Origin of the sequence: Microbacterium daqui, from assembly GCF_050408675.1 — a bacterium.
Taxonomy (GTDB): Bacteria; Actinomycetota; Actinomycetes; order Actinomycetales; family Microbacteriaceae; genus Microbacterium.
This window is the reverse complement of sequence record NZ_JBNTKF010000002.1, coordinates 1-25,135: the sequence shown is the minus strand read 5'-3', so window position 1 is coordinate 25,135 and position 25,135 is coordinate 1. Positions and strand designations below refer to the sequence as shown.

Here is a 25,135-nt window from a genome sequence, read left to right as displayed (position 1 = left end):
AGGAGATTTGTCATGACCCTCCCGATTCGTCCGCGCCGCCTGCGGGCAACGCCGGCCTGGCGTCGCCTCGTGAGCGAGACGCACATCGCCCCCGAGCAGCTCATCCTGCCGATGTTCATTCGCGATGGCGCCACCACGCCGACGCCGGTGTCATCGATGCCCGGCGTCGTGCAGCACAGCCTGGACTCGTTCCGCGATGCGCTGAACCACGCTGCCCGCGTCGGTGTGGGCGGTGTCATGCTCTTCGGCGTTCCCCTCCACAAGGACGCAACCGGAACCGGGGCGAGCGCCCCCGACGGCATCCTGCAGGAGGCGACGCGAATCGCGGCGAGCGAAGTCGGCGACGCCCTTGTCGTGCAAACCGACCTGTGCCTTGACGAATTCACCGACCACGGCCACTGCGGCGTGCTCGACGAACGCGGCGGCGTCGACAACGACGCGACGCTGGCACGCTATGTGGCGATGGCACTCGCGCAGGCCGAAGCCGGGTCGGCCTTGCTCGGGCTCTCCGGCATGATGGACGGCCAAACGGCCGCGATCCGCGCGGCCCTCGACAACGCCGGACACACCGACGTCGCTCTTCTCGCCTATGCGGCCAAGTACGCCTCAGCGTTCTACGGGCCGTTCCGCGAGGCTGTCGACTCCAGCCTGGTGGGCGATCGCAAGACCTATCAGATGGACCCGGCGAATCGTCGCGAGGGTGCGCGCGAGGTCGCACTCGACGTGGCCGAGGGTGCTGACATCGTGATGGTGAAGCCCGCGCTGCCCTACCTCGACGTTCTCGCCGATGCCGCGGCTACCAGCCCCGTTCCGGTGTGGGCATATCAGGTGTCTGGCGAGTACGCGATGATCGAGGCGGCAGCCGCCAACGGTTGGATCGACCGCGAGCGCGCCATCGACGAATCTCTCATCTCTATCCGTCGCGCCGGAGCCGACGCGATCTTGACGTACTGGGCGGCCGAGGTCGCAGAAAGGTGGGCACGATGACCACGCTGACCAACGCCGCCGCTGCGGAACGGGCGCGCGCCGTCATTCCCGGCGGTGTGAACTCACCCGTTCGCGCTTTTGCCTCGGTGGGCGGCACGCCGCTCGCGATCACGCGAGCCGAGGGTGCACACGTGTGGGATGTCGAGGGCAACGAATATGTTGACCTGGTCGCATCGTGGGGCCCGGCGCTGATCGGGCACGCACACCCCGAGGTTGTTGCTGCCGTGCAACGTGCTGCCGCCAACGGACTGTCGTTCGGCGCATCGACGCCAGCCGAAGCCGAGCTGGCCGAACTCGTCATCGACCGACTCACCATCGACGGCGTTCGTGGCATCGATAAACTCCGCCTGGTGTCAACGGGCACGGAAGCGACGATGACCGCGGTTCGCCTCGCACGCGGCGTCACCGGTCGTGACGTGATCATCAAGTTTGCCGGCCACTACCACGGCCACTCCGACGGGCTGCTGGCCGATGCCGGCTCTGGTCTTGCCACCCTCGCGATTCCCGGCTCCGCGGGCGTTCCGGCCCCGATCGCTGCGCAAACACTGGTCTTGCCCTACAACGACCGCGACGCCGTTGCGGCGGCCTTCGCAGCGCACCCGGGCAAGATCGCGGCGATCATCACAGAAGCGGCGGGCGCTAATGCGGGAATCCTCGCTCCCGAGGCCGGCTTCAATGAGTTCTTGGTCGCGACCGCGCGCGCGAACGGAGCCCTGCTCATTCTCGATGAGGTGCTGACCGGGTTCCGCGTCAGCGCTGCCGGTTGGTGGGGCTTGGAGCGTGCGGAAGGCGCAAGCTGGCGACCCGACATTGTGACGTTTGGCAAGGTCATTGGCGGCGGCATGCCCCTGGCTGGCCTCGGTGGCCGCGCCGAGATTATGGATCAACTCGCGCCGCTCGGCCCGGTGTATCAAGCAGGCACCCTGAGCGGAAACCCGCTTGCGGTCGCCGCCGGGATCGCCACGCTGCGATTGGCTGACGACGCCGTCTACGAGCACGTCAATCACGCGGCCGCGGTGGTCGCGTCGTCGCTGAGCGAAGCACTGGAAGATGAGGGCGTTGAGCACGTCATCTCCCACGCAGGCAGCCTGTTTTCGCTCGCCTTCCGGAGCGGTTCCATCGCGACATACGACGATGCACGAGACCAAGAGTCGTGGCGATACCCGGCGTTCTTCCATGCCATGCGCGAGCAGGGCATCTCGCTTCCGCCAAGCGTTTTTGAAGCGTGGTTCTTGACCGCGGCTCACGACGATGACGCCATCGAGCGCATCGTCACGGCTCTTCCGGCCGCTGCCCGAGCCACAGCCCAAGCGGAACCTGCCTAACGCGCGGCGCTGGGTCGAGCGGAGCTCAGTTCACGAGCATGTGATCGACCCAGCGCCCGAGCGTCGCGTAGGCGTCGTCGCGGGCGGGCTTTGCCGACAAGAAGATGTCGTGGAGTGCGCCGTCAATGCGCTCCACGGTGACCGATCGACCGAGCTTCAGCGACGCTTTGGCAATATCGTCAACGACCAAGACGGTGTCAGCGGCCTTCGCCTCATCGGACCACCGAACGCCAATCCAGGTGCGCTGCGACAGTAAGACACACACGGGCACGGCAATGCCGAGGCCCGCTTCAACGGTGTGCTGACCGTTCACGATGGCGTTCATCCATCCGGCGTGCACCGGCATCGTGCGCTCGGGGCGCCACTGCGGATTGACCTCATACGGATCTTCGGCGTAAGCCACTTCTTGTTGCGCTCGGGAGTAGAACCCGAGATCAAGTTGCGGGCCGACCTCCATCGGGCGCACCCGTGCGGTCAACTGCACAAAAGCGGCAATCGCCTGGCGGGTGATACCGGTGATCTGTAGTTCAAGCCAGGGGCTGTTCAAGACAATCGCACTGGCCAAGCCGGCGTGTCGAGCCGCCCACAACGACAGCGTGAGGCCGCCCGTTGAGTGGCCCATCAGCACGAGGCGTCGATCGGAACGGGCGCGATCGGTTTTCCACCCCATCGCCGCGAGCGCTGCCGCGATGTCTTCGTCGTAGGTTGCGAGGTCGGCAACGTACCCCGGCGTCTGCCCCGGCCGTAGGGAGCGACCGTACTTGCGCAGGTCGAGCGCGTAAAAGTTCGCGCCGCGATCGTTCCAGAACTTCGCCAAGCGGCGTTGAAAGAAGTAATCACTCCACCCGTGCACGTAGAGCACGTCGACGTCGGTCAGTCGGCGCTGATCGCCCGACAGCGTGCGCCACCACGTCGCCGGTGCGGCGAGCGATCGCACCACCGTGGCAACCACGTCACCCTCGCTGTCTTCGCCGAGCGTCAGCGTCGTCTGCTCAAACGGCGCACCCAGAATATCCGGCTTCCAGTCCCACATGTCTTCGACCATACGAGAAACGCCCGGAGCATGCTCGGGGCGACACTCGTTTCCCAGGCCTCAGGGGCCTGGGATGGGCTTATGACTTCGTCGGGCGGGTCACGTCGCGTGACACGGTGACCATCTCATCGCGCGGAACCAGCTTGACGCGTGCGCGCTCGTGCGGTTCGCCGAGGCTCACTTCGTGCGCGTCGAGGCGGTGCCAGCCATCGAGGTCGGTCCACTGAACGCCACGGCTCTCAAGCAGTTCGATGATCGCTTCTTCGGCCGGGTTCTCGGGGTGCCACCACGAGCCCTGATCGTTGATCAGGTGCCGCACCGTTTCCATGGCATCAGACTTCGTGTGACCGATGAGACCCACCGGGCCGCGCTTAATCCATCCGGTTGCGTAGAGCCCGGGAACGCGCTCGTTGGAGTCTTTGCGCAGCACCTGGCCCTCGTGGTTCGGAATGACACCGTGCTTCTTGTCGAAGGGAACGCCATCCAACGGGGAACCAAAGTAGCCGATCGCACGGTACAGCTGCTGAATCGGCACTTCACGAAGCTCGCCCGTGCCGACAACGCCGCCCTGTCCGTCCGGGCGGGTGCGCTCGTAGACGAACCCGGCAACGCGACCCTCGTCGTCGGTCTTGACTTCGACGGGCTTCGCATAGAAGTGCAGGTGCAGGCGGCGTGAGGCCTCGCCGCCGGCGTTATTGACGCCCGGGCGCTTGCGCCACGACTGCAGCACACGGTCAATCACCATGACCTGCTTGTTGCTGGCAACAGCGGTCTGGGCTGCCTCGTCATAGTCGAAATCTTCGTCGTAAACGACCATGTCAACGTCGCGCAACTCGCCCAGTTCGCGTAGCTCGAGCGGCGTGAACTTCACCGAGGTGGGGCCACGGCGCCCGAACACGTGCACATCGGTCACGGGGCTCTTCTTCAACCCCTGGAAGACGTTGTCCGGAACCTCGGTGACCAGCAAATCTTCGGCATGCTTTGCGAGCATGCGAGCCACATCCAGCGCAACGTTTCCGTTTCCGATGACGGCAACCGATTCACCGTCCAGCGTCCAGTCGCGGGGCACATCTGGGTGGCCGTCAAACCAGCTCACGAAGTCGGCGGCCCCGTAGGAGCCCTCCGCGTTGATGCCGGGGATGTCGAGGGACGTGTCACGCACGGCGCCGGTTGCGAAGATGACCGCGTTGTAGTGCTTCTTCAGGTCATCCAGCGTGATGTCGGTTCCGAAGTGCACGTTGCCGAACAGACGAATGTCACCGCGATCAAGCACATCACGCAGCGCGTTGATGATGCCCTTGATGCGCGGGTGGTCAGGCGCGACACCGTAGCGAACCAGGCCATACGGTGCAGGAAGACCCTCGAAAAGGTCGATCGAGACATCGAACTTACGCTCGGCCTTCAGAAGAATGTCGGCGGCGTAGATGCCAGCGGGGCCAGCGCCCACGATCGCAAGCCTCAGCTTGGTCATTCGGTTCCTTCCTGCGGTGAGCGATGCTCACGAGTTCTGAACGCGGGAGCGCATCCCGGCGTGGAGTACTTAGGCCGAGCGATCTACGACCGCGTCAGCAAAACGAGTTAGTGCTTCGCGTACCTGCCCCGAGGGCAACACACTCAGCGCCGCAACGGCTTCATCCGACCACCGGCGAGCGAGCGCCGTGGTCTGCGTCGTGACGTCGTGCAGGCGCAATTCTTCCAGAGCTGCATCAAGAATTGCTGGGTCTGCCCCGGCCGCGATCTCGGCGACACCAGCGTCGATGCGCGACTTGAGCGCACGGGATGCCTCATCGGGAGCGGCCGCCAACAAGAGGTAGGGCATGGTCATGACGCCAGCGCGAAGATCCGTGCCCGGAACCTTGCCGGTCTGCTCGGGATCGGCCGAGAGGTCAATCACGTCGTCTTGGAGCTGGAAGGCAACGCCCACCTTTTCGCCGAATTCGACGACCGCTGCTTCAAACTCTTCGGGCGCGTTCGAGAAGATGATTCCGCACTGCGCGGCCGCCGCGATCAGCGAACCGGTCTTGTCAGCCAGGACGCGCAGGTAGAACTCGATCTCGTCGTCGCCCTCTTCGGGGCCGACGGTTTCGTGCATTTGACCGATCACGAGGCGCTCAAACGTGTCGGCCTGCAGCTGCATGGCGCGCTCTCCTCGCTTGGACATGAGCTGGCTAGCCCGGGAGAAGAGCAAATCTCCCGTCAAAATCGCAATGTTGTTGCCCCATACCTGGTGGGCGCTGGGCACACCGCGGCGCTTGTCTGACGAGTCCATGACATCGTCGTGGTACAGCGAACCCAGGTGCGTCATCTCGAGGGCTTTTGCTGCGTCGATGACACCATCGGTCGTTCCGTCACCCAATTGCGCGGTCAGCAACACCAGCATCGGACGCAACCGTTTGCCGCCCGCCTCCAGCAGGTACCGGCTGGCAGCGTCGGCAAGGCGGTCTGTCATCCGCAGGTCTTGCGAGAGCTCGGTCTCGACGCGATCGAGTCCGTCTTCGATTGCCGTCAGCAACTTGCGCAAGCGCGGTCCAACGAAAATGCGGTCGCTCAGTCCAAGGCGGTTCGCTACACGGGAACCGGGCGCGGAGGGGCTCGGAGTCACGAGTCCAGACTACCCGTTGCGGGAGGGATCGTTCGCGCTGTGCTCGGCGAACGGTTTGGTTGCTCGATGCAGGGCAACAATCCCGAAGGTGAGGTCGCGGTGAGCGACGTTCACCCAACCGGCGTTACGAATCCACGCCGACAACTTCTTTTGGTCAGGCCACGTCGCAATCGACTCGTTGAGGTAGTCGTATGCCTCCGCGTTCGACGAAACGAAGCGCGCGATCGTCGGCAGAATCATGTCGTTGTAGAAGCGATACAGCGCACGAAAGACCGCGTTGCGGGGAGTGGAGAACTCGCTCATCACGAGCATGCCACCGGGCTTGGTGACCCGCAGCATCTCTTGCAACGCAATGCGTGGTTCCGCGACGTTGCGCAGTCCATAAGAAATGGTGACCGTATCGAACTCGTCGTCGCCGAACGGGAGGTTCATCGCGTCGGCCTCAACGAAGGTGAGGTTGTCGATGTGGCCGTGACGGCGCTCACCCTCGGCGATCATGCCGCGCGAGAAATCGCCCGCAACAACCTGTGCGCCGCTCTTCGCCAGAACAACGGAGGAGGCACCCGTGCCGGCGGCCAGGTCAAGAATCTTCTGGCCGGGGCGGGGGTCAATAGCTTTGACCGTCGCGATGCGCCACAGCTTGTCTTGCCCGAGGCTCAGCACCGAATTGGTGCGGTCGTAGTTGGCAGCAACCTGGTCGAACATCCCGCTCACGCGGGCAGGATCTTTGCCGAGGTCGGCGCGATTGGGCTCTGGAGTCACCCGTCGAGTCTATGGGGTGCGTCTGTTGTGCGGCTGAATGTCGGTGGTTTCACGCGGGGTCGGCGTACGCTGTCCTCACGCAGACGTAAGGGGACATCATGCGCACAGCGATCGCGGCCATCGTCGTGGGTTTCGCACTCGTTCTGAGTGGGTGCTCCCCCGCTGCCCCCACACCGACCGCGACGGATGCACCGGCGCAACCAGCACCGACCTGAAGCTCACCTGGTCAGACGGAACCACGGATGAGTGGGGCACGTATCGTTGCGGCGGAGACAACCCCGCGTTTGTGGTTAAGCTCACCGAGCTCATCACCTCGTGGCGCTAGAGCCATCGCGGGGCGCGGCGGCCGGAAGCTGCCCGCCGAGCGCCGAACGGTAGGCTAGAGCGGTGACTTCTGCGGATTCGCCTGCTCTGGTGAGCGTCGTCTCGCGGCCGACTGACCGCGTCGACGAGCTTCTCACCTTCACCTCCCCCGACACCCCTCTCGCATGGTGGCGGCGAGGCGATGGCTTTGTCGGATTTGGGGTCGCCGCCACGCTCACGGCGTCGGGAGCGAACCGCACGGCAGAGCTCGCCGCGCAATGGCGTGACTTTGTTGCTTCTGCGTCGATCGACGACACGGTGGGGGTCATGGGCTCCGGTCTGGTGGCCTTCGGTGCGATTGCGTTCGACGCCGAATCAGCCGCAACCAGCACCCTGATCGTTCCGCGTGTGATTGTCGGCCAGCGCCACGACGCGGCGTGGGTCACCACGATCACACCGGCGGGCGCCGCACCGATCGACCCGGTCGAAACCGGGTTCGGTGACTATTGGCCGGCAACCCTTGGCCCCGGGCTTCTGACTCCTGAGGGCTATCAACAGGCCGTGCGCGACGGCTTGGCGGCGATCGCCGATGGCACCGTCGGCAAGGTCGTCTTGGCCCGCGACATCGTCGGAACCATCCCCGCCGACGCGGACCTGCGCCGCCTGTCGCGGGCACTGCAGGCCGGATACCCCGACTGCTGGAACTTCGCGGTTGACGGGCTGATCGGCGCTTCGCCCGAGACCCTTGTGACCGTGTCAAACGGCACCCTGACCGCACGCGTGCTGGCCGGCACCGCCTCGCGCGGAGCCGATGCCGACGCCGACACGGCGGCCGCGACGGCTCTTGTAACCTCGCAAAAGGATCAAGACGAACACCGCTATGCCGTCGCCAGCGTGACTGCGGCACTGGCCACCCACACGACCGCGCTGGCCGCGAGCGAACAACCCTTCATGCTGAAGCTGCCCAACGTGTGGCACCTCGCGACCGACATTGAAGCCACGCTCGGCGAGCGTGAGTCCAGCCTTGACCTCGTCGCCGCGTTGCACCCGACCGCTGCCGTTGCCGGCACACCGACCGCGGTCGCGCTCGACGTGATCCGCCGGATCGAACCCTTCGATCGACACCGCTATGCCGGTCCCGTGGGTTGGATCGATGCCGCGGGCGACGGCGAGTGGGCGATCGCCCTGCGCTGTGCCCAGTTTGAGCCTGTCGACGATCACATCCGTGTCACCGCCCACGCGGGTGCGGGCATCGTCGCCGGCAGCGACCCCGAAAAAGAAATGCTCGAGACCCGGGTCAAGTTCCGCCCCATCATCGACGCCATCGCTTAGCCCCCGTTGTTCCGGCGCGCTGTTCCGGCGCGTGGTTCCGGTGCGTGGTTTCGGCGCGATGTTTCGGTGCGTTACCGAGTGTCGGAAGAGTTCTCGCGACACGCCGTGTGGGAGCACGCTGGTGACGGCGGGGCAATCGCGCGACGATACCCAACGTGACTGCCGATGTGGATCAGCTCGCGCGCGGGGCTCTCATGTCAGCGGGGCATTTCAGCAGGCAGTTCACCCAGCGCCTACCGCGAGCGCGGGGCGAGTGTGATTCCGGGCATGCTTCCGTGCATCGCGAAGCACGTGAGTAGACCGATCAGAAATCAAGAAGCGCCGGCGCAGCGACCGTCTTAACGTGTTGCACCCCGCCACCGTGTCAGGCACCGGCCTGACCGACGAGGAAGCCACCGTCATCGAGCAGCTCATCGCGAAGGGGAGCTACTTCTCGATCAACCTCGCCAGTGACGACCTCGACGCTGATTTCGAGCGGATTGCTGGTCTGGGCGCCGAGGTCGTGCAAGAACCCATCAACCAGGATTACGGTGTTCGTGATGCCGCATTTCGCGACCCGGCAGGTAACCTCATCCGCATGCAGCAGAAAGGCTGATCATGGCTGAAAAATCGAGTGATGTGCTGAGCGATTTCGAGAAGCAGGCTCTCAAGGAGCGTGCTGCCGAACTCAAGCGTCAGGCGCGCAACGCGGGCAAGCGCGAAGCGGGCCTGAAAGACCTCCTCGAGAAGGTCGCGGAGATGCCCCAGCCGGACCGTGGTCTGGCCGAGCAGATCCACGCGATTGTCTCGAAACACGCTCCCGAGCTCGACCCAAAGACCTGGTACTCCTTCCCCGCCTACGCACGCGACGGCAAGGTCATGATCTTCTTCCAACCCGCGGCCAAATTTGAGGCCCGCTACGCCACGCTGGGTTTTCAAGACAACACCAACCTCGACGACGGCACTTTTTGGGCAACCAGCTACGCCGTGACCGAGATCACCCCCGCCGTCGAGAAGCAGATCATCGCGCTCGTCAAGAAGGCCATCAGCTAGCGCCCGCTGCTACGTCCGCGTTCCGGAACCCCGCGGCCCCGCGGTTCCGCCCGCCCGCGCCGCGGTTCCGCCCCGCGCTGCGGTTCCGCCCCGCCATCTACGAGACACATTTTGGTCGGCGAAACCCCACCGGGCCGCATGTTTATCGCCGACCAGAATGTGTTTCGCGCCCGATAAGCGTGAGCAAACGAACGGAACGGCCGGGGCTACACGCGGCGGAACGGCCGGGGCTAAGCGCCTGCAGAACCTCCGCAGGCGCCGCGTGCAGAACGGCGGTGCCAAGCACCTGCGGAACCTCCCGGGGCCACACGCAGGTACGCGCGACTACGGCGCGACGAGGAGAGCGCGGAGCGCTTGGCGTTCGTCGGGCGTAATTCCCAGATCAGCCATCGTCTTTGTGATGGCCCGCACGTTGCGCTCCACGATCGGCATGGCTTCGTTCAGGAACGCGTCGGTCTGCTCCGTGGTCCAGGTGGCCTGGCGGTCGTCGCCTGCGCCGCCGTGATGTGAGGCGCCTGCCATGGCGCGCACGCTCATCGCGTAGTCAGCAGCCACGGCCTCGGGCGGTACACCGGCGTTGGCCAGCAACAGCATCGTGATCAGTCCGGTTCGATCGCGCCCGGCGGCGCAATGCACGAGCACGCCGGGACCCGCGTCGAGCACGGCGCGCAGCGCCGCGGCGATGAGGCCGGGAAGGATGCGAATGTTGTGCTCCCAGTATGCGGGCGAATCGAGCACGGGCATGCAAAAGGTGATGAAGTCGGGATTGTCCTGATCCTCGGTGGGGTGGTTACTCACCCGCACGCCCTCCCACACCGCTTCATCAACCGCGGGGTCAGTGGCGCGGCGCCCCACCTCGACGGCGTTGCGAATATCGACGACGCTCGACAGACCCCACGCGCGGGCTTTCGTCCAGCCGTCGGTTGTCAGTAGCTCGCGACGCGGACCCCGCACCACGCGCCCAAATTGGGTCAGCCCCGTGGGCGAATGAAGCGTCGGAAGACCACCCAAATCGCGGGCATTCGGATAGGTATCCCAGGCAACATCGCGCATACCTGCACCCTGCCCGATACGGGTGAGAAATGCCTGTGCAATGAGCGCGGTTACGGCACCGAAACGAGGTTCGTCAGCCCGTGCACATCGGCGAGGTATTCGCGGGCGTGCGCGCGCTGTTCGTCACGTTCGTCGTCGCTCCAGCCGAGCGCCTCGGCGACGACGTCGGCCACCTCGTCGATCACCTCATCGGTGGCGCGACCAGCCATCGCAATCGACGTTCGACGCTGAATCACGTCAACGAGCCGCACGACCTGGTAGGTACGTGCCAGCCACGTGATCTCTTCGCGCGAGTATTTGTCCGTCGACGTCAGCATCGCCTCGGGTTGCGTCACCGTCGCGATGAACGCAGCCGCCGTGGTTCCGTATCGGCGCAACAACCGATCCGCGCGCACCTCCCCAACCACGGCGCCATGCCGCACGGCCCACGCCTTTTTACCCGCGTCATCCCGCGGAAAGTCGCGGGCACCACCGATGGGCATCCGCGCCGTTGTCACCATGCGCTCTTCGCCATGCAGGGCCAGCGCGTCGCGCGACACATGCTCGGCAAGGGCACGGAAGGTGGTGAGTTTGCCACCGACAACACTCAACAGCGGAACGGAACCGAGGGCTGATTCAACGACGCGATAGTCGCGTGAGACGAATCCCGGCTCGAGATCTCCGTGCCGGGGCAACGGGCGAATGCCACTGAAGCGGTACACGATCTGCGACCGATCGACGGTGATGGTCGGAAACACCTTGCTGACCAGCCCGAAGAAGTAGTCAACTTCGGCTTCCGTACAACGCGTGATCTCGCGTGGATCAGCGTCCAGATCCGTGGTTCCAACCATCACCCGATCACGGAACGGGTAGATCAGCACGATGCGGCCGTCGCTGTTTTCGAAGAAGATCTCGCTCTTGCCGGTGGCTTGGAGCAGCTCCGGGTTGTCGAGAATGATGTGCGAACCCTTGGTTCCGCCCATGTACGTGGTCGCGGCCCCGAGTGCCTCATTGGTGAGGTCGGTCCACGATCCCGACACATTGATGATGGTCTTGGCCGTGATGTCGAACTCGTCGCCGGTGATCTCGTCTCGCACCGTCACGGCATTGCCGGTAAACCCGACCGCCGAAACATAGTTGCTGGCGCGACCGCCGTTATCGATGCCGTCCCACAGAATGTCGAGCACGAGCCGTTCCGGGTCGTGAACGGACGCGTCGTAGTAGGTCGCGGTGTACTTGATGCTCGAGGGAAAATCAGGGCGCGCTGCCAGCGACTTCTTTCGCCCATGGAACACATGGCGCGGAACAGAGCCACCGTCGCGAGAGAAGAAGTCGTAGATTATGAGGCCGACCTTGATCAGAAACGCGCCGCGCTCTTTCGGTTTGCCGGCTTTGTGCGTCAGCAGACGCAGCGGCGCCGACAGGAGGCCAGAGAAGGTCGAGAAGATCGGAATCACCGTGGGCAAAGGCTTAACCACGTGCGACGCGATCTTCAACAGGCCGTTGCGCTCCACCACCGATTCTTTGACGAGACGCAGTTCGCCGTTTTCGAGGTATCGCACGCCACCATGGATCATGTGACTCGAGGCGCTCGATGCTCCCGACGCATAGTCGGCGCGTTCGACGAGCACCACATCGGCGCCTTGCAACGCCAAATCACGGAAGATGCCGACACCGTTGACACCTCCGCCGATCACGAGAAAATCTGCCGTCGGTCGAGTACGCAGCGCCTCGACGCTCGCGCGTGAAGTGGTGGCCATGCCTTTATCCTACGGGGCGACGGATTAGGTGGCCGCGAGTCGCTGCTTTTCTTCAGCAACATCAAATTGTGCAACCGGCCACTGTGGGTCGATGCCCGCCAAGACCTGCAAAAGCAGCTCTTGAACAGCCAATCGTGCAAACCACTTGCGATCGGCCGGAACCACGTACCAGGGGGCGACATCGGTAGCGGTGCGTTCAAAGACGGTTTGGTAAGCCTCCTGATACGCGGGCCACAGCTGCCGTTCATCGACGTCGCCCGGGTTGTACTTCCAGTGTTTGTCCGGACGATCCAGACGTTCCATCAAACGTTCACGTTGCTCCTCGTAAGAGATGTGCAGCATCACCTTGAGAATGCGGGTTCCGGTGTCGGCGACGCGCTTCTCGAAATCGTTGATGGCGGTGTACCGGCGCTCGATCTCCTCCGGGCTTGCGAGTTCACGCACGCGGCCAACCAGAACGTCTTCGTAGTGCGACCGGTCAAAAACGCCGATCATTCCGGCGCCCGGCAATCGCCGTTCGATGCGCCAGAGAAAGTCGTGTTCGAGCTCGAGAGGTGTGGGTTTCTTGAATGAGGTGATCAGAACGCCCTGGGGGTCGACCCCGCCGACGACGTGACGCACGATGCCGCCTTTGCCCGCCGAATCCATCGCCTGCAACACCAACAAAACTGAATCCCGCGCATCGCCACCGCGACTTGCGGCGAACAGGCGTTCCTGCAGCTCGCTGAGTTCGGCGAGACCCGACTGCAGAGCAACCTCCCCCATCTCCTTGTCGCCCCCGAAACCGGGTGTGGATCGCGGGTCGACATCGGCGAGTCGAAACCCCTCCGATACCCGCAGGGTGCTGATCGGATTGCTGGCCCAGGCTGCTTGCGGCGCTCTCGTCATGGCACCCATTCTGACACCGCGCCGCGTGCTTGGGCTAGGGGCCGACGAGGCCCCCGCCCCGACGTTATGCAACATCGATGGGCCGAAAACCGCACGCACACCCCGAAATCGGGTGACATAACGCTTCTCCCGCGACATAATGCCGCGGCCAGCGGAGGCGCGGGGGCCGGGCGCGGGCGGCCGGAACCACGGGGCAGAGCCGGGGGCGGGGCCGGGCGGTCGGAACCACGGGGCAGGCCGGGCCGGGCGCTGGACACCGGAACCACGGGCGTGGGGACACCGGAACCACGGGCGTGGGGACGCCGGGCTAGGCGCGCGGGAGGGTGACTTCGATGATCTGGCGACCCACGGCGCTCGTGGTGAGGGCCTGGTCGATCTCTGACCGGGTCGCGACGCGCTGGTACCCCCAACCGTAGGCGGCGGCGAGGTGTTCGAGGCTGACGGTCTGCGGCGTGTACTGCACGCGCGTCATGTCTTCCGCGCTCGCCACCGCAGCGACCTCGAGTCCGTCGAAAATGGTTCCGCCGCCGTCGTTGCCCACGACCAGCTGGATGCGCGGCTCCGCCTCATCGGCAGGCAGCAGCAGCGCGCCGACGTCGTGCAAGAAAGTGAGGTCGCCGAGCAGGACGCGGGTGATGCCATGCGCCCCGTCACCCTGGCTCGCGATGGCGATTCCCAGGGCGGTCGCGATGGTTCCGTCGATGCCGGCGAGGCCGCGGTTGGCATGCACCGGAACCTTCTTGCCGCCGAGCACGGCATCGGCCACGCGCACGAGACGCGACGATCCGAACACCAGGCGGTCGTGCGGCCAGGTCGCGCGCCAGACCGCGTCGGCGACAAGCTCGCGCGTCAGCGGTTCGCGCACGGCGGCGAGTTCGGCGTCGAGCGCCGCCCGACGTTCCTTGCCACTGAGCGAGGCGAGGCCGTCGAGATCGGGCGCGGGCGTCGAGAGGTCGATCATCTGGTCGCGCGAGGCAGTCAGAAATGCCCCGAGCCACTCGCGGTCAGCGGAACCGGGAGCAACCGTCACGGCATCGGCATGGGTCGTCTGCCCGTTGAGATTCAGGGGCACGCCCCCGGTGCGCACGGCAATCACATCAACGGTGGGATCGCTCAGCAGGCGGCTCACCTCGCGCGAGAGTGTGGGGTGTCCGATGACGATGGCCCGCTCGATGCGTCCACCGAGTTCGGGGTGACGCAGCAGCGCGCGGTAGCCGTGGACAACCAGGCGCCCAAACCGCGCACCGCTCACAATCTCGGCGATGAGCGGCCATGATCCGGCGTGGGAAATCTCCTCCGCGTCGGCCCCCGCGTCGGCGCCGGCGATCACGACGGTGCGAGGACCACGCTCCAGTTCGATCACGCGGCGCGGCGTGCGGGAGGGCGCCGCCGGCACCTCGACAGACTCCGCTGCGAGTGCCCACGCGGGAGCTTCCCCCGACAGCGGGTCACGGAACGGCACATTGAGGTGCACCGGTCCGGGCGTCGGCCGGAGCGCCGCAACAGGGGAATCGCTCGCCGAGCTGGTGGCAGCGGAACCCATGGTTGCGTCGCCATCGTCACTGCCGGTTCCGCTCGCCGCCGCGAATGCCGCGCCGGCGAGGCCCCGGATGGTCGCGGAACCGGTGCCATCGTTGTCGAGGCTCGTGGGGGTGGGAGCATCCCACTCCGCGCGCACGAAGCCCGCGAATGCGCCGGGCTGTACGGTGGCCTGGTTGGCTCCGATGCCACGGAGTTCATCGGGGCGGTCGGCCGTCAGCAGGAGCAGCGGAACCGCGCTGTGATGCGCCTCCCATACGGCGGGGGCGAGGTTAGCAACGCCGGTACCGCTGGTCACGACCACCGCGGTCGGCACACCTGTTTCCCGAGCCAGACCGAGAGCGGTGAAGCCGGCGACACGCTCGTCGATGCGCACGTGCACGCGCAGTCGACCGGTTCGGGCTTCGGCGGCGGCCGCGAGCGCGAGCGCCTGCGAGCGAGACCCGGGGCAGACAACCACGTCGCGCATTCCGAGGCGAACGAGTTCGTCAAGGAGGGCGTACGCGGCATCGGTTGCAGGCGATGCCAGGTGACGGGTGTCGGTCACCTTAGTTGGTCGCGCCGGTGGAGCCGCCGCGCGGTGCGGAGTCGTCGCCATCCGCAGGGCGGTCAGATTCGTCGGTGGGCGCAGGGTCGGGCCGATGCGTGTCGGCTGCCGTCTCTTCTGCGTCGAGACGAGCGAGCTCTTCTTCGATACGGCGAATGCGCTCATTCTGGTCGTAGGTCGATCCGATCGACGACAAGAACTCGGGGTTGTCGTCGGGTGCGATGGGAGCCCGACGGGCGTTCGTTGTGGTGCGACCGACGGCAAACCACAGCGCACCACCAATCACCGGAATCAACACGACGATGGCGATCCACGCCTTCTTCCCGACGCCACGGTGACGGTTTTCTGGCTGAACGGCGCAGTCAATGATGCTGACCACCCAGAAGATGACCGCAATCACGATACCGATCAGGAGAAACCTCATGACTTCATCCTAGGCTCTTCGCCTGGAAGGTCGCTCCGGCTCTTCTTAGCGGGAGCGGAACCACGGCCGTAGACTGAAACGGTGAAGCTGCTCGTCTACTCCCTGCTCCGTCTTGCCGCGTTTGTGGTTCCGTTCGTCATCATGTGGCAGTTTGCGGTGTTCCGGGAGTTGCCGTGGTTAGCGGCGATTTTTGCTGCGCTGATCGGTCTAGCGCTGTCGATCATCTTCTTGCGCAAGCCGCTGAACGAGGCCACCTCGCAGATGGCCGCCCGCCGCAACACGGTGACCGTGCGCGATGAAGACGTCGAAGACGACGCTGTTGATGCCACGGGCGATGTGCCCGCCGACGACGGCCAACCCCGCCTGTAAGACTCGCGAGCTGGGCGGTATCGCAGCGGTACCACCCGCTGGCCGCGCACGGATCGTGCGTTTGTTGGGCGGATCGCCCGCTAGCCGAGAACCGTGACGGGGCCGCCGAAGAATGCCCAGCCGATAAACACCGCCCACAGCAACGCCGTGAACGAGGTCAGCGCGAGGCACGTGACGAGCTCGCGCGGAGTGCGGTACGTCCACACGATCAGCAGGGCGGGCAGCGCCGCCAAGAGTGCCATGAGCGACAGCCACGCCATCGAATAGAACATGGCAAACCACACGCTGAGCCCGAACGGCAGCATCAGAAAAAGCGAGAACAGAATCTGCGTCGGCAGCTTGCCGATCAGCACCGTGAGTGTGCGCTTGCCGGCGATGCGGTCTTGATCGATGTCACGCAGGTTGTTGGCCAGCAGCACGGCGCACGCCAGCAGGCCGATCGCCACCGCTGAGAACCATGCCTCTTGCGGCAGGTACTGCACCTGCGCCCACGTGGTTCCGAGCGTTGCGACCAGGCCGAAGAACACGAAGACGAAAACCTCGCCGAGCGCGTTGTAACCGTAGGGACGTTTGCCGCCGGTGTAGAACCACGCGGCGACGATCGCAACGGCTCCGATCGCGAGGAACCACCACTGCTGCGTGCGAATGGTGATGGCGAGGCCAGCGATGGCGGCGAGCGCGAAAAACACCAGGGCGACCGTAAGCACGCTCTTGGCTGTTGCCTTGCCCGAGCCGACCAGGCGCCCCGGTCCGACACGGAACTGATCAGTGCCGCGAATGCCGTCGCTGTAGTCATTGGCGTAGTTCACGCCGATCTGCAAGAAGACCGCGACGGCGAGGCACGCCAGGGCGATAACCCAGTGAAACTCACGGTTGACGAGCATGGCCGCACCCGTTCCGGCCACGACCGGAGCGATGCTGAGTGGCAGGGTGCGCAGGCGCGCTCCGGAAATCCAGTCGCCCGGCGTCGCGCGGCGTTCCTCGATGGCAGCCGCATGCGCGCGCACGATGCCACGCTTGGCAGGGTTGCCGGAAACTCCGGAGCGCGGTTTACGGGTTTTCTTCTGGCTGCTCACAATCGATGATCCTACGGCCGTCGGCCGCCATTACGCCAAACCGCGCCCGACGGGGCTACTCGAACCGCGTCGCTTCGCCTCCGGTGGCGCGGCGGACCGCGGGGAACGCGGCCAGCACCGCCAACAGTGACAGCCCCAGGGTTGCCGCGATGACGATGTAGTACTCCAGCGGAGGCGCCGTCACCGTGCGCCCGCCAGCGCTGAGGCCCGTCACGATGAGCGCACCGACGCCATACCCCGTGAGCGCGGCCAACGCCACCGCTGCGGCCAGCGGAACCACGGCTTCGCGGAGCATGATGCCCTTGACGGCGGAGAACGGCATCCCAGTCAGCCGCATCAGACCAAGCGTGCGGCGACGGTCGCGCACCGCGGAGATCGTCGCCGCCGCCAGCGCGACGGCTGACACACCTGCGGCCACAATGATGCCGAGGATCGCGAGGGTGCGATATTCCTCGGCCGACGAATCGACGAAGCTTCGCTGCTCCGCGGGAGTAGCACTGATTGACAATGAATCGTAATTCTCGGCCAGGAACGTGCGCACGCGCTCGCGAACATTGGCATCGGTTGTCGCGATGAATACGGTGGACAGTTTCGCCCCTGATAGATCGCCGCCGCTCGTTTGGACAACCGGCACATCAAACGGCGCCGCTTGCACCATGGAGACGTCGGCATCTGATGCGATGCCCACCTTCGCGAGCTCCTCACGGGTGCTGAGAGTCTCGGCGCGGTCGTTCATGAACGTGCGGGCGACACCCGTGACACCGTCCATCCGTTCGATTGCAGCAACGATTTCTTCGTTCTCTGCATCACTGGCGCCGCCTTGGGCGCCCCAGCCCATCTGATCATCGAGTTGCACGATGAGAACGTCGTCCGCGAGGTACCCGTCACCGCCACCCGGACCGCCACCACGCACCGACGTCACGCCCGACATGAACAACGACACCAGGAACACTGCGATCACGACGCCGCTCACAGCACGGAAGATCTGTCGCGGGTGCCGCTGAATGCGCGCGTACGCCATGAGCCCTGCTACGGACTGGGCCCGTCGGTGCGCCAGCCTGGCAATGTTGCGGGTTAAGATTGGGCCAACCATCACAATGCCAATCGCGGTGACGGCGAACCCGGTGACCAGCACGTACTCGGCATAGCGTGTCGCGAAGAGGCCAGCGAACATCAGAAGCGCCCCGCCGAACGGCACCGCGAGGCGCCAGAGACTCAGCGGTTTCTCTGGGCGATCGCGTACCGAAGACGGTTGCGCGTCGGCACGCGCTGCGCGCACGGCAGCGACGACCGCAAAGGCGAGCGGAACGACGACAATAGCAACGATTCCTTCCCACGGTTCGAGACGCAGGTCGTCAGGGAAAAGCCGTGAACCGTTGATCGACACCAGCGACGCGGGGATCGCCGCCAGCCACGCCAGAAGCACGCCGACGATGCTTCCGACCAGGGCAACAGCCCCCGCCTCTACCGCCGCGAATCGGGCACGGTCAGCAGCCGTCGCGCCGAGCAAGTGCAGTGCGCGCATGCGGGCGGTACGGTCGATGGATCCGAACGAGGTCACGACGCCGAGCAACATCAGCACGGGGATCAGAACGGCGACCGCACCCAGCAGCGCGATCGCCTCATAGGTGTCGGACGTGTAGCGGAAGCCCTCGAACTCGTACAGGACAGAGAACGCTTCATTGACCCGGGAATCGTCAACACCAACGACAGCGACGAGTGAGTCGGGTCCGGCGAGGACGCTGTTGGGGAGCGTACCCTTGACCGTTCCGAAGCGGTCACCAAGTTGATCGCTCGGGGTCTGCTCGATGAGTTCAGCTAGCGCTGGGGATACCCACGAGGTTCCGGCCGGCACTCCGTCAGGGATGCCAGGAATGCTGACCGTTGTGTCGTCGGCACCGTAAGCATGAACCACGGAGATGGCCTGGCCGTCAAACATGTCGGTGGAACCACGCGCGGCAACTTGGTCGGCGGAAAGTTGAGTCTCGGGCGTCCATGCGGTGTTGCTGTGCGGAGAAACCCATGTCGATCGTTCGCTACGGTCTCCGAGCCCGGTAAACCCTGCCCACAACAGCGCAGCCAGCATGACGCCGACGGCGACTCCCGCGGCCATGCCGAGGAGGCGACGGCGATCCGCCGGGCCTGGGGCAATCGCAATGCGAAGGGCGGAACGCACGGTCATTCGCTCACTCCCCCGGAGTCACTTGCCACCTGACCATCGCGAACGACAATCTCGCGGTCGGCGAATGCCGCCGTGCGCGGATCGTGCGTGACGATAATCAGCGTGGTTCCGGTTTCTCGCACGACCGTCATCAGCGCGGTCATCACTTTTTCAGATGTCAGGGTGTCGAGCGCGCCGGTTGGCTCATCGGCGAAGATGACGCCGGGCGATCCGGCCATGGCGCGGGCGATCGCAACGCGTTGCGCCTGACCGCCGGAGAGCAGCGCCGGAACCTCGTGACCGTTGTCGGCGACGTCGAGCATCTCGAGATAGGCCAGGGCTTGCGTGGTGGCCTCGGCCCGGCTCACGCCGCGCAAGAGAAGCGGGAGAGCAACATTTTCGAGTGCCGTCACGTCGGGAATCAACTGCCCGAACTGGAACACGAAGCCGAAGGCGTCCAGGCGCAGCTTGGCGCGATCTGACTCGGGAAGGTTGTCGATGCGGTTGCCGTGGAAGTGCACTTCACCGCCGTCGATGCCGACCACACCGGCCAGCGCGTGCAGCAGGGTGGATTTTCCCGACCCACTCGGGCCCATGATCGCGACGGCCTCGCCCGCATGAATGGTGAGGTCAACGCCCTGCAGCGCGGGCTGCGGGCCGAACGATTTTGTCACGCCGTGGGCAGTGAGAAGCGGAACGCGGTTCATGCCGTTACCTCCGAACGGAGCTCGCCGAGGCGAGCAATGGTGATGTCGATCCAGCGGAGATCCGCCTCGATGTGAAAGAGCGTGTAGTCGGCGAGCAGCATCGGGCCAATGTCGGCGCCCTGCTTGTCTCGCGTGAGTTCCCGCATGCGCGCCATGTGCGCGACCCGTTGCGCGTCGAGAATCTGCTGCGCATCGCCACCGTTGACGATCGCGATGACGGTCTTGGCGAAGAGATTCGACTGCATGGCCTCGTTGGGCACATCGGGCGTGGTGATCCACTCCGCGATGGCCGCTTGTCCGGCCTCGGTCACGGCATACTTCTTGCGATCGGGCCCATCGCCCGCTTCGTCGCCGACCGCCTCAATCTTGCCGTCGCGCACCAGTCTCGCGAGCGTGGCATACACCTGCCCGAACGCGAGTGGTTTGCGCGCGCCAAAGAGCCGGTCGTAGTCATGCTTCAGGTCATACCCGTAGCTCGCCCGCACCCCCAAGAGCCCCAGCAGGGCCTTCGAACTCTCCATACACCGAGCGTATACACTCAATGTATACCTGCGCAAGTGGTGGGGAGGCTTCGCGCGACCGACCCCCTGGCCGGCGCGGCAATGCGTGCCCCGTGTGCGCGACCCAACCGACCAGAACGTGTTTCGCGGAATTCAGAGGGGCGCGGGGCGGTGGGTTAGAGGCGGGCGGTGATGGTGCGGCGGTCGGGTTTGCCTGACGTGAGCGTGGGCAGCGGAACCATCACCACGACGCGCGCGGGGCGTCCGGCCACGCCGACTGCGGCTTCGGCCACGGCGCGCGCCTCGTCAAGCAGTCCCGCACGGTCGGCCTCGACAACGAGCACCGGAACCTGGCCCCAGCGGTCATCATCGGCGGCAACGATCACGCCGCGTTCGGCGCCGGGCACGCTGCGAACGGCTCGCTCCACACGGTCGAGCGACACGTTCACGCCGCCGGAGATCAGCACGTTGTCTATGCGGCCGGTGACCGTGACGAGGCCGTCCTCAACCAAACCCGCGTCGCCCGTTCGATACCACCGCACGTCGTCACCATCGCGCACGAATGTGGCGTCCGTCAGTGCTGCGTCGTCCCAGTACCCGTCGGCGAGCATCGGGCCCGCGAGCTGTATTTCACCGTCGACCGTGCGCGCCCTCACGAACTCGAGTGGCACTTGGTCGTACACGCAACCGCCCGCGGTTTCTGACGAGCCGTAGGTACGAACCACACGGATACCCAGCGCTTCCACGTGCTCGCTCATGGCCGCAGGCAGCGCCTGCCCACCCACAAGAATCGCAGTGAACGATCGCGCTGCACCCACGACGGCGGGGTCCTCGGCCTCTTCCACGATCGTCTGAAGCTGCGCGGGAACCAGCGACGTGTACCGCGGCACCCCGGGAGCGACGCGGGCCATCTCAGCCGCCGCACGAATAAACGCGTCGGTCGTGAAGTGCCCAGACAAGAACGTCGGCTCGTGCCCACCAATCACCGAGCGCACCAGCATCTGCAACCCGGCAACGTAGGTTGCCGGCAGCGCGAGCATCCACGCCCCCTCGCCCACGTGCTTCATCGTCGACAGCGCCGATGCCGTCAACGATGCCCGCGACAACACCACACTCTTCGGCACGCCCGTCGACCCCGATGTCGTGACGACAGCGATGGTTCCGGCCGGCAGGTCGCCAGCACGCGCCACGGAACCCCCGAGCAACACCGGTCCGCCCGAACCGTTGAACGCCGCCTTCACGGCCGCATACACATCGCGGGGATCGGCGTCGGCATCAAACACCGCAAGCGTCATGGCAGGGCTCCGGAACCAGGGGCTGAGAACTTAGAAGTGGTACGGGTAGGCAGACCAGTCGGGATCGCGCTTCTGCAGAAAGCTATCGCGGCCTTCGACGGCCTCGTCTGTGCCGTATGCGAGTCGCGTGGCCTCGCCGGCAAAGACCTGCTGGCCGACCATGCCATCGTCAACCGCGTTAAACGCAAACTTCAGCATGCGAATCGCGGTCGGCGACTTCGTGAGAATCGTGCGCGCCATCTTGATGGCCTCAACCTCAAGCTCAGCGTGCGGCACCACCTTATTAACGGCGCCCATCTCAAAGGCGCGCTGCGCCGAGTACTCCTCGGCCAGGAAGAACACTTCGCGGGCAACCTTCTGGCCCACCTGGCGGGCCATGTACGCCGAACCGTAGCCGGCGTCGAACGATCCCACGTCGGCGTCGGTCTGCTTGAACTTGCCGTGCTCGGCCGAGGCAATCGACAGGTCGCACACAATGTGCAGCGAGTGTCCGCCGCCGGCCGCCCACCCCGGAATCACGGCGATAACAACCTTGGGCATGAAGCGAATCAGCCGCTGCACTTCCAGAATGTGCAGGCGTCCGGCGCGTGCCGAGTCGTGCACCGTGGTCTCGTCGTCGGAGTACTTGTAGCCATCACGGCCACGAATGCGCTGGTCACCACCGGAGCAGAATGCCCAGCCGCCATCCTTCGGGCTCGGGCCATTGCCCGTCAGCAACACCGCACCGATACGCGGGTCTTGGCGCGCACGATCGAGCGCACGGTACAGCTCGTCGACGGTGTGCGGACGAAACGCGTTGCGCACTTCCGGGCGGTCAAACGCGATGCGCGCGATGGTTCCGTCTTTCGAAACGTGCGCCGTGATGTCGGTAAAGTTTTCCGCGCCGGGGGCGAGGTTCCACTCATTGGCATCGAACAGGTCTGACACGGTGTCAGTCATGGCTACCTCCCGGGCGTCACACTCCCTCCAGCCTAGTCCGGGCCACCTCCCACCAAACCCGGGCCGCGAGGGCCACAATAGAGCCATGACTCTGCCCCCGCTCGACGATATCCTCGGCTCGCTGCATGTGGTGGCGCTGCCGCTTGCCGTGCGCTTTCGCGGCGTGGACGTGCGCGAGGCCGCGCTCTTCGAAGGCCCGGAGGGCTGGACCGAGTTCAGCCCGTTCATCGAGTACGACGATGATGAGTCGGCCACGTGGCTGGCGGGGGCGATCGACTACGGTTGGCGCGCGGTGCCGCAAGCACAGCGGAACCAGGTGCCGGTGAATGCGACGGTGCCTGCGGTTGCGGCAGATCAGGTTGCGACGGTACTCGCCCGCTTCGACGGGTGCCGCACGGCCAAGGTCAAGGTGGCTGAGGCGGGCCAAACCCTCGACGACGATGTCGCCCGGGTGCGCGAGGTGCGCGAGATCATGGGGCCGGACGGGCGCATTCGCGTCGACGCGAACGCCGGGTGGAACGTTGATCAGGCTGAGCGGGCCATTCACGCGCTGGCCGAATACGACCTCGAGTACGTTGAACAGCCGTGCGCCACGGTTGACGAGCTGAAGGATATTCGTCGGCGGGTGAAGTATGCGGGCATTCCCATCGCCGCCGATGAGAGCGTACGAAAAGCAAGCGACCCCCTCGCCGTCGCACGGGCGGGCGCCGCCGACCTCATTGTGGTGAAGGCCCAGCCGCTGGGCGGCCTCCACCGCGCGCTCGACATCGTTGCCGAGACGGGGCTTTCCGCCGTCGTCTCCTCCGCGCTCGACACCGCGATTGGCCTGCGCATGGGCGCTGCCCTCGCCGCCGCTCTGCCAACGCTCGATTACGATTGCGGGCTGGGCACCGCCTCGCTGTTCCGCGCCGACGTCGGCGATTCTCGCCCACACGACGGCATGATCTCCTCCGAGCGCATCGCACCCGACGCCGCGGCGCTGAAGACACACGCCGCCGACGCGGACCGCGCGAACTGGTGGCGCGCGCGCATTGAGCGCTGCTATCGCGTGCTCGAGAACGCCGATGGCGTGGTCTAACACCGGTGGACGAGAACTGGGGTGACGTTGTGGGGGCGCACCCCACCGTGCCCGCTGCACGACGGGGACGATGGCGGCGCACCCGTGCCCCGCTGGCACAGCACACCCACTTCACTCGCCGCTCCGTGGTTCCGAAGATCTTTCGCACCGTCGCCGTCGTACTGGCAACCGTACTCGTCGCTGCCGGGGGCGTGGCCGCGACGATCGCGAGTTCATGGGTGAACACCCTCGTTACCGGCTCCGTCGAACTCGCCGGCTCGCCCGCACAAGCGCCAAACATCGCCGAGCTCCAGGGCGGCGCGAACATCCTGCTGATGGGCGTCGACGCATGCGAAGACGACATCAAAGATCTTTTCGGCGACCGGTGCAAGAACCCCGAAAACGAAGCCACCCTCAACGACGTGAACATCGTCGTGCACATTTCAGATGAGCCGCGGCGCGCCGTCGCGATCACGTTTCCGCGCGACCTGATTGTTAACTCCCCCGAATGCAAGACACCGCGCGGCGATGTGTTGCCCGCTCAAGACGGCATCATGATCAACGCGCTCTACGAGTACGGCGGTATTTCGTGTGTCGCGCAAACGATTGAGAGCCTCTCCGGCGGCGTGCTTGACATTCAATTTGGCGCGATGATCACGTGGAAGGGTGTGATCGAACTCACCAGCGCGATCGGCGGCGTCGAGGTGTGCGTCGCCGAGCGCATTCGTGACCCGCACACCGGCCTCGATATTCCGCCCGGAAACCACACGTTCGAAGGGTTCGAGGCGCTGCAGTTCTTGCGAACGCGCTACGGCCTGGAGGGTGAGAGCGACGTGGCCCGCGTCGGTAACCAGCAGGTCTACTTGTCGGCGCTGGTGCGAAAAATCATGAACGAGCAGGTGCTCAGCGATCTGCCAATGGTGCTTCGTCTCGCGCAAACCACGATCGACGCCATCACACCAACGACCGCCCTCGCGAACCCCGCCACCATCGTGCAGCTTGCCCTCGCCGTGAAAGATATGCCGCTGGAGGAGTTCACGTTTGTGAAGTACCCGGTCGCCGACGCTCCGTGGGACAAAGACCGACTCGTTCCGCTCGAAGACGACGCCGCGATTCTGTTTCAGGCCATCGCCGAGAATCGTCCCCTCGTGGTGCAGAACGACGGCGGCGAGTATGGCGGCGCGGTCATTGACGGCGACGAGGGTTCATCACCGGACCCCGTGGTTCCGGAACCATCCTCAAGCCCCGCAGACAATGGCGGGAGCGGAGACGGTGTTGTATTGCCACCGACGGTCACCGGATTCACGCCGGCAGACAATGCGTGTTCGAGAGGTGGCGGATAACCGGCTCTTCACGAACGAGGGTGTAGTGGGTTGAGCGCGTCGCTGGCTGGGTAGGGGTCGAGGTCTCCCGGAGGATGGAAGTTCTTCACGCTCACCATCCCGAAAGACCTCGACGTGCTCCA

General features: G+C 65.3%; 23 protein-coding genes. 8 read left to right on the top strand and 15 right to left on the bottom strand.

The window, feature by feature from the left end; all coding sequences use genetic code 11:
* Nucleotides 1-12: 12 nt before the first annotated feature.
* Nucleotides 13-987, top strand: a complete 975-nt coding sequence (gene hemB, locus ACQUSY_RS01505; RefSeq protein WP_428902760.1) for a porphobilinogen synthase — start codon at nt 13-15, stop codon at nt 985-987.
* Nucleotides 984-2,312, top strand: a complete 1,329-nt coding sequence (locus ACQUSY_RS01500; protein ID WP_428902759.1) for a glutamate-1-semialdehyde 2,1-aminomutase — start codon at nt 984-986, stop codon at nt 2,310-2,312. Before hemB ends, ACQUSY_RS01500 begins: the two co-directional genes overlap by 4 nt.
* A gap of 25 nt (nt 2,313-2,337) precedes the next feature.
* On the opposite strand, the gene ACQUSY_RS01495 is transcribed toward ACQUSY_RS01500, so the two are convergent.
* The 4 genes from ACQUSY_RS01495 to ubiE form a co-directional block, all read right to left on the bottom strand.
* A complete protein-coding gene (locus ACQUSY_RS01495) occupies nt 2,338-3,357 on the bottom strand; it encodes an alpha/beta hydrolase (RefSeq protein WP_428902758.1) in 1,020 nt (339 codons plus the stop codon).
* A 67-nt stretch (nt 3,358-3,424) separates the two neighbouring features.
* The gene (locus ACQUSY_RS01490) at nt 3,425-4,816 is read right to left on the bottom strand and encodes an FAD-dependent oxidoreductase (RefSeq protein WP_428902757.1); all 1,392 of its coding nucleotides are present in this window, start codon (nt 4,814-4,816) and stop codon (nt 3,425-3,427) included.
* A gap of 69 nt (nt 4,817-4,885) precedes the next feature.
* Nucleotides 4,886-5,947 carry a polyprenyl synthetase family protein gene (locus ACQUSY_RS01485; protein WP_428902756.1) on the bottom strand — a complete coding sequence of 354 codons (1,062 nt, stop codon included), beginning with the start codon at nt 5,945-5,947 and terminating at the stop codon, nt 4,886-4,888.
* 9 nt (nt 5,948-5,956) lie between these two features.
* Nucleotides 5,957-6,709, bottom strand: coding sequence for a bifunctional demethylmenaquinone methyltransferase/2-methoxy-6-polyprenyl-1,4-benzoquinol methylase UbiE (gene ubiE / locus ACQUSY_RS01480; RefSeq protein WP_428902755.1), 753 nt, complete (start codon nt 6,707-6,709; stop codon nt 5,957-5,959).
* 387 nt (nt 6,710-7,096) lie between these two features.
* On the opposite strand from ubiE, the gene ACQUSY_RS01475 reads away from it, so the two are divergent.
* From ACQUSY_RS01475 to ACQUSY_RS01465, 3 genes are all read left to right on the top strand, one after another.
* On the top strand, nt 7,097-8,344 hold the full coding sequence (locus tag ACQUSY_RS01475) for an isochorismate synthase (RefSeq protein ID WP_428902754.1): 1,248 nt from the start codon (nt 7,097-7,099) through the stop codon (nt 8,342-8,344).
* 343 nt (nt 8,345-8,687) lie between these two features.
* Nucleotides 8,688-8,939, top strand: coding sequence for a VOC family protein (locus ACQUSY_RS01470; protein ID WP_428902753.1), 252 nt, complete (start codon nt 8,688-8,690; stop codon nt 8,937-8,939).
* A gap of 2 nt (nt 8,940-8,941) precedes the next feature.
* Nucleotides 8,942-9,376 (top strand): iron chaperone, encoded by a 435-nt coding sequence (locus tag ACQUSY_RS01465; RefSeq protein WP_428902752.1) that lies wholly within the window; start codon nt 8,942-8,944, stop codon nt 9,374-9,376.
* A 324-nt stretch (nt 9,377-9,700) separates the two neighbouring features.
* Here the strand turns inward: ACQUSY_RS01465 and ACQUSY_RS01460 are convergent, their stop codons facing one another.
* The 5 genes from ACQUSY_RS01460 to ACQUSY_RS01440 form a co-directional block, all read right to left on the bottom strand.
* Nucleotides 9,701-10,429 carry a tyrosine-protein phosphatase gene (locus tag ACQUSY_RS01460; protein WP_428902751.1) on the bottom strand — a complete coding sequence of 243 codons (729 nt, stop codon included), beginning with the start codon at nt 10,427-10,429 and terminating at the stop codon, nt 9,701-9,703.
* A 50-nt stretch (nt 10,430-10,479) separates the two neighbouring features.
* Nucleotides 10,480-12,168 carry a glycerol-3-phosphate dehydrogenase/oxidase gene (locus ACQUSY_RS01455; protein ID WP_428902750.1) on the bottom strand — a complete coding sequence of 563 codons (1,689 nt, stop codon included), beginning with the start codon at nt 12,166-12,168 and terminating at the stop codon, nt 10,480-10,482.
* A gap of 24 nt (nt 12,169-12,192) precedes the next feature.
* The gene (locus ACQUSY_RS01450) at nt 12,193-13,056 is read right to left on the bottom strand and encodes a polyphosphate kinase 2 family protein (RefSeq protein WP_428902749.1); all 864 of its coding nucleotides are present in this window, start codon (nt 13,054-13,056) and stop codon (nt 12,193-12,195) included.
* Between the two features lie 307 nt (nt 13,057-13,363).
* Nucleotides 13,364-15,193 (bottom strand): thiamine pyrophosphate-binding protein, encoded by a 1,830-nt coding sequence (locus ACQUSY_RS01445; protein WP_428902748.1) that lies wholly within the window; start codon nt 15,191-15,193, stop codon nt 13,364-13,366.
* Entirely contained in the window at nt 15,144-15,566 is a 423-nt protein-coding gene (locus tag ACQUSY_RS01440) for a PLD nuclease N-terminal domain-containing protein (protein WP_428902747.1), read from the bottom strand. Before ACQUSY_RS01440 ends, ACQUSY_RS01445 begins: the two co-directional genes overlap by 50 nt.
* An 81-nt stretch (nt 15,567-15,647) precedes the next feature.
* Between ACQUSY_RS01440 and ACQUSY_RS01435 the strand changes: the two genes are divergently transcribed.
* Nucleotides 15,648-15,935 (top strand): DUF4229 domain-containing protein, encoded by a 288-nt coding sequence (locus ACQUSY_RS01435; RefSeq protein WP_428902746.1) that lies wholly within the window; start codon nt 15,648-15,650, stop codon nt 15,933-15,935.
* A gap of 80 nt (nt 15,936-16,015) precedes the next feature.
* Here ACQUSY_RS01435 and ACQUSY_RS01430 read toward each other — a convergent pair whose 3' ends face one another.
* The 6 genes from ACQUSY_RS01430 to ACQUSY_RS01405 form a co-directional block, all read right to left on the bottom strand.
* The gene (locus tag ACQUSY_RS01430) at nt 16,016-17,014 is read right to left on the bottom strand and encodes a 1,4-dihydroxy-2-naphthoate polyprenyltransferase (RefSeq protein ID WP_428902941.1); all 999 of its coding nucleotides are present in this window, start codon (nt 17,012-17,014) and stop codon (nt 16,016-16,018) included.
* A 52-nt stretch (nt 17,015-17,066) separates the two neighbouring features.
* Complete coding sequence (locus tag ACQUSY_RS01425) at nt 17,067-19,193, bottom strand: FtsX-like permease family protein (RefSeq protein WP_428902745.1); 2,127 nt, start codon at nt 19,191-19,193, stop codon at nt 17,067-17,069.
* On the bottom strand, nt 19,190-19,879 hold the full coding sequence (locus ACQUSY_RS01420; RefSeq protein WP_428902744.1) for an ABC transporter ATP-binding protein: 690 nt from the start codon (nt 19,877-19,879) through the stop codon (nt 19,190-19,192). The genes ACQUSY_RS01425 and ACQUSY_RS01420 overlap by 4 nt, the downstream gene beginning before the upstream one ends.
* Nucleotides 19,876-20,400: a PadR family transcriptional regulator gene (locus ACQUSY_RS01415; RefSeq protein WP_428902743.1), complete on the bottom strand. Its 525-nt coding sequence runs from the start codon at nt 20,398-20,400 to the stop codon at nt 19,876-19,878. The genes ACQUSY_RS01420 and ACQUSY_RS01415 overlap by 4 nt, the downstream gene beginning before the upstream one ends.
* A gap of 155 nt (nt 20,401-20,555) precedes the next feature.
* Nucleotides 20,556-21,674 carry an AMP-binding protein gene (locus ACQUSY_RS01410; protein WP_428902742.1) on the bottom strand — a complete coding sequence of 373 codons (1,119 nt, stop codon included), beginning with the start codon at nt 21,672-21,674 and terminating at the stop codon, nt 20,556-20,558.
* A 30-nt stretch (nt 21,675-21,704) separates the two neighbouring features.
* The gene (locus ACQUSY_RS01405) at nt 21,705-22,613 is read right to left on the bottom strand and encodes a 1,4-dihydroxy-2-naphthoyl-CoA synthase (RefSeq protein ID WP_428902741.1); all 909 of its coding nucleotides are present in this window, start codon (nt 22,611-22,613) and stop codon (nt 21,705-21,707) included.
* 85 nt (nt 22,614-22,698) lie between these two features.
* Between ACQUSY_RS01405 and ACQUSY_RS01400 the strand changes: the two genes are divergently transcribed.
* Together ACQUSY_RS01400 and ACQUSY_RS01395 are read left to right on the top strand one after the other, a co-directional pair.
* On the top strand, nt 22,699-23,691 hold the full coding sequence (locus ACQUSY_RS01400; protein WP_428902740.1) for an o-succinylbenzoate synthase: 993 nt from the start codon (nt 22,699-22,701) through the stop codon (nt 23,689-23,691).
* A 125-nt stretch (nt 23,692-23,816) separates the two neighbouring features.
* Complete coding sequence (locus tag ACQUSY_RS01395; RefSeq protein WP_428902739.1) at nt 23,817-25,013, top strand: LCP family protein; 1,197 nt, start codon at nt 23,817-23,819, stop codon at nt 25,011-25,013.
* The last annotated feature ends 122 nt before the right edge of the window (nt 25,014-25,135 follow it).